The 3927-nt window shown below is 61.3% G+C and carries 3 protein-coding genes; all 3 read right to left on the bottom strand.

Going from position 1 to position 3927, the window contains the following annotated elements; genetic code table 11:
* Positions 1 to 28: 28 nt before the first annotated feature.
* The gene (locus KP010_RS22270) at positions 29 to 1450 is read right to left on the bottom strand and encodes an IucA/IucC family siderophore biosynthesis protein (RefSeq protein ID WP_216281884.1); all 1422 of its coding nucleotides are present in this window, start codon (positions 1448 to 1450) and stop codon (positions 29 to 31) included.
* Positions 1447 to 2886, bottom strand: a complete 1440-nt coding sequence (locus KP010_RS22265; protein ID WP_253203994.1) for an IucA/IucC family siderophore biosynthesis protein — start codon at positions 2884 to 2886, stop codon at positions 1447 to 1449. Before KP010_RS22265 ends, KP010_RS22270 begins: the two co-directional genes overlap by 4 nt.
* Before the next feature lie 281 nt (positions 2887 to 3167).
* Positions 3168 to 3677: an MFS transporter gene (locus KP010_RS22260; protein WP_253203993.1), complete on the bottom strand. Its 510-nt coding sequence runs from the start codon at positions 3675 to 3677 to the stop codon at positions 3168 to 3170.
* Between the last annotated feature and the right edge of the window lie 250 nt (positions 3678 to 3927).

Genomic DNA, 3927 nt, shown 5'->3' with positions numbered 1-3927 from the left:
CGGGTCACTTCTCAATGGAAATCCTGGGTCAAATCTCGACGGAAATCGACACCTTCAACGCAACGCGGATCGGCCATCCGTCGCGATGCACTAAAACCATGTTCTGCTGATGGCTCTCGACGGCGATTCCACGGGCGAGAAGCAGATGGACGACCGGAAGCATGGCTGCGCGCAGCAAAGCCGTGGCCCATGCCGCCGCGCCGTATCGTGACACCCACTTTTCGATCGCCGGAGGGCCGTCGTAGTCGAGATGCGTGAGCAGGGAGAACGGGACAGCCTTCTCGCCCTCGGCGAGAAAAATGCCGATCGGATCGCGCCAGATCGCCGCCAGACCTCCGTTCAGCCACTCGAACGGATCCTCGTCTCGAGGCAGGGCGACGGCGCTGCCCATATGCTCGGCGAGGAAGATTGCGCCCGTCTCGGCGAGGAACGAATCCGATGATGCGACGCTTTTGAGCCAGTCGCTGATGATCGGCGCGTTCAACACCGTATGATGCGCGAGCGTGCGGGCCGTCGACGTATTGCATATGGACAGCGAGAGCTTCAAAGACGGCGCGCGCGGGTCCGTCATGTCCGACATCGTTCGGATCGATTGCTGGGGCAGATATCGGCGCTGTGATGTCCCCAGAAGGACGATGCGCGCATCCGCTCTTTGTGCGACAGTTCCCGCTTCGGCGATTCTCTCCCATTGCCAGGGATGCACGGGGAGCCAGTGATATGCTTCTGGATCGTCGACTTCACTGGCGAGCGTCGCTGTGAATTCTCGCCTGCTCGTCTCGTCCATCGATGCGGCGATGATCTCGCGATCCTGGCCATGCCCCGCGCGGATGGCGCGGCTCGCGATCAGCTCTGGGTGGACGGCGAGCCAGATCGGCCGTACGGCATTTGCGAATTCCGGTCCGAAAGCAAGATTGTCGCGGGACGAGAAGCCTATCCTGGACTTGAAGCATGGATGGTGACGATGCCCATCCGTCAGAGCGCTCTCGGCTTCCTCGAATGGAAGCGCCGACAGTCTCTTGCCGTTGGCCGCGCCGAAAAAGAGCGACTGTGTGTGGTTCGACCAGGTGCGAAGAATTTCCTCGGCGAACCGCGCCTGGGTTTCCTTCGTTCCCGGAAGCGCCGGAAGAAGGTCGGCCAGCAGGCGTATCGGATCGTGAATGTCCTGTTCGATGCTCGAGATCCTGCGTATCGAGTTCTCCATGATCGACAGACGCTCGTAAGCGAGCGCACGACGCGCCCGAGCCCTGTACCGGAGCGACCCCGGAATGACGTCCAATACGATTTCCGCCTCTCGAATGCTTACAGCCTCGATCGAGATCATGCCCGTGGGAGTGAGATTTTCGTTCACGATAGCCGACAGCAATTGGGCCGCGACCCGACGGCCGGCGGCCGCCCAGGCGGAAGGATCGATTTGATCATGCGTCGTTCCGCTCTGCTCACATTTGGTCATGGCTTCGCCTCTTCGACCTTTGGGAGACAAGCAGCCGGGTCGCCGGCCGAGAAGGGATTGGCGATCATCACGTAATCCGGCGTTTCGCCGCGACCGGCGACGCAGCTCGTGAAATTTGCCTTGGCCGGCAGAGCCGGGGCGGAAAGGAGTTCTTCGATAATCGCTCGTGCGGGTCCGTTCTCCTTCTCGAGCGTTCCGCGGCCCGCCATCCACAGGCGTGTCTCGTCGACATCGGAGAGCTCCGCCACAACGGACATCACATGAGCGACATGATTGACGATAACATAATAGAGAAAACGTCGGCCGACGACGTCTCGCTCGTAGAACAGGACATCATCGAGATCGGCGACGATCGACGGATAGGCGCGCCCGAAGGCTTCGCGATCGACTGCGACGCCTTCGAGATCACGCACGAAAAGGCGCGAAGGCCAGCCGTCATCGAAAGCGACGAGGCTGTTCTGCGCATGCGCCTCGAGGCAGAGCCCCGTCGTAGCGAGCAATCGAACGAGTGGAAGAAGAACGACCTCCATATATCGCTCGACCCACTCGAGCGTTCCTCTGCGCTCATCGAAAATCCGTCCGGCGATGGCGGACAAATTCGGACGACCCGTGCGTGGATCGCGCTCGACGAAGCCGGCGACGACAATCGGATCGACCTCCTCACCGAAATCGGCCAATCGCAAGAGAAAGCCAGTCTCTGGATAGGTCTGGCGCAAATGGCGCCTGCCATCACGCAGGATTCGTCCGCCGGCCTCTCGAAGAATAGTGAGACCTGCTGCACGCGCCTGCTCTTCGGCGATCATGATCGCGCGCGCTCCTGCAATGCTGCGGGCGAGCTGTTCCGCGGTGTTCACACGCGAGAAATTGGTGATCCGAGCTTCGAGAGGCAGCTTCACGAAGAGGCGACGCTTCTTGAACCAGACGGTGCGCACGGAAGACGTCGGAATCGCGATTTCTCCCGAGGGTCCGACAAGCGACAATGCTCCCGAGCCCAAATCGTCGTGAATATGTCGGAGCCGCAGCAGGCGCTCCGCCTGCCACGGATGACACGGAATGAGCGTCCGTCCGCCGATCGCGCTCGCGCTCAATCCAGACGCCTCGGCCAGAATGGCGTCGGCGCTCGACATCAACTCCGGTGCGCAAACATAGCTCTCGACGCGATCCGGCTCGACGAGAAGCCAGGAGAGTTGGAACTTCGCGCCTCGTTCGGGACCATATTTCTCGAAATCGGCGGACGTGAAACCCTCGACGCTCTTTGCGAGTGGATGAAATGGATGACCGAACCAAAGACTGCATTCGGCCCGCTCGGCAGACGAAACAGGCGACTGCGACGAAAGGAACACGGCATGACGACGACTCGATTCGATCGATCGAGCGATCCGTTCGGAGGCTCGTCTCTTCGCGTCCGAAGTCCCTTGATCGATCGAAGCGAGCATGAGGCAAGCGAGGTCATGAGGCGCGATCTCGTCTGCGTTCGTCTCGGGGCCATGGAGCCGAATCGCGGTCCACTCGTGGAAGCCGCCGGGCGAATAGCGTCGACAGACGGCGAGCACGAACTGGCGGCCAACGGGAATTTCCCACACTGCTCCGGCCGCCCCGGTCCGTCTCTCGGCCATCTTGGCTGCAAGCTCCGGACATCTCTCGCGTAGCCAAGTGTTGATGAGCCGGTTATGTTCCAGACGGTCCCACATAGCCGCCGGGTTTTCACTCATGGTCGTCATCGATCGCCTCGCACGGTGAAGAGAACGAGCAACCCGATGGCGGGCAGTCCCGCCGCGGTCACCAGCGCGCCATCGGCGCCGACGAAAGAAACGACAACCCCGCATAGAGCAGGCCCGAGAATCTGCCCGAGAGTGACGCCGGTGCGCGCGGAAACGAGCTCTCGATCTGGCTCTTCGGATCGGCGTAATCCGGCATAGAGCGCCGGATTGAGTCCAGAATGAAAGGCGCCATGCGCGACGCGAAAAGCGATTATCGAGTGCGCGGTGGTCGAAATGGACAGCGCAACGCAGGCCGCGGATGATCCGATCAATGACAGCGCGATCGAGCGGGTTGCGGCCGCCATGTCGATTATGCGACTCCAGATCGGAAGGACTATGATCGCAGCGAGCCATGCCGACGCGTGGACCATGCCTACGGCGCTCGCATCGAAGTGCACGGCGTCCCGTGTCGTCGACCATTCGGCGAAAAAAGGAATGAAGCCGAAGGCGCCCGCCGTCCCGAACATGGCGGCGACAGTCAGGACACGACTTCGGCCGAGCTGTCGCCCTGTTGTCGGCTCGGATATATCGATCTCGCCTCGACGCCTTTGCGGCAGATCGAAGCGGGCTGTCTCGAAGAACAGGGCGCAGGCGATCGCGAGTGCGAAAAGAGCGGCCGCTGCGACGCACAGGAGCGCAGAGAAGCTCTGATGAACGAACGCCTGTCGATTTCCGTCGAGATTTGACCCAGGATTTCCATTGAGAAGTGACCCGGGT

This window comes from Methylosinus sp. KRF6 (genome assembly GCF_018887255.1).
Lineage (GTDB): Bacteria > Pseudomonadota > Alphaproteobacteria > Rhizobiales > Beijerinckiaceae > Methylosinus > Methylosinus sporium.
Note: the sequence above shows the minus strand (reverse complement) of the source record. Positions and strands in the feature narration are given on the sequence as shown.

Excerpts from the sequence above, each read along its gene's own strand:
- KP010_RS22260 (WP_253203993.1), bottom strand. The coding sequence starts at position 3,677 with ATGTTCGGGACGGCGGGCGCCTTCGGCTTCATTCCTTTTTTCGCCGAA.
- KP010_RS22265 (WP_253203994.1), bottom strand. The coding sequence starts at position 2,886 with ATGCTCGCTTCGATCGATCAAGGGACTTCGGACGCGAAGAGACGAGCC.
- KP010_RS22270 (WP_216281884.1), bottom strand. The coding sequence starts at position 1,450 with ATGACCAAATGTGAGCAGAGCGGAACGACGCATGATCAAATCGATCCT.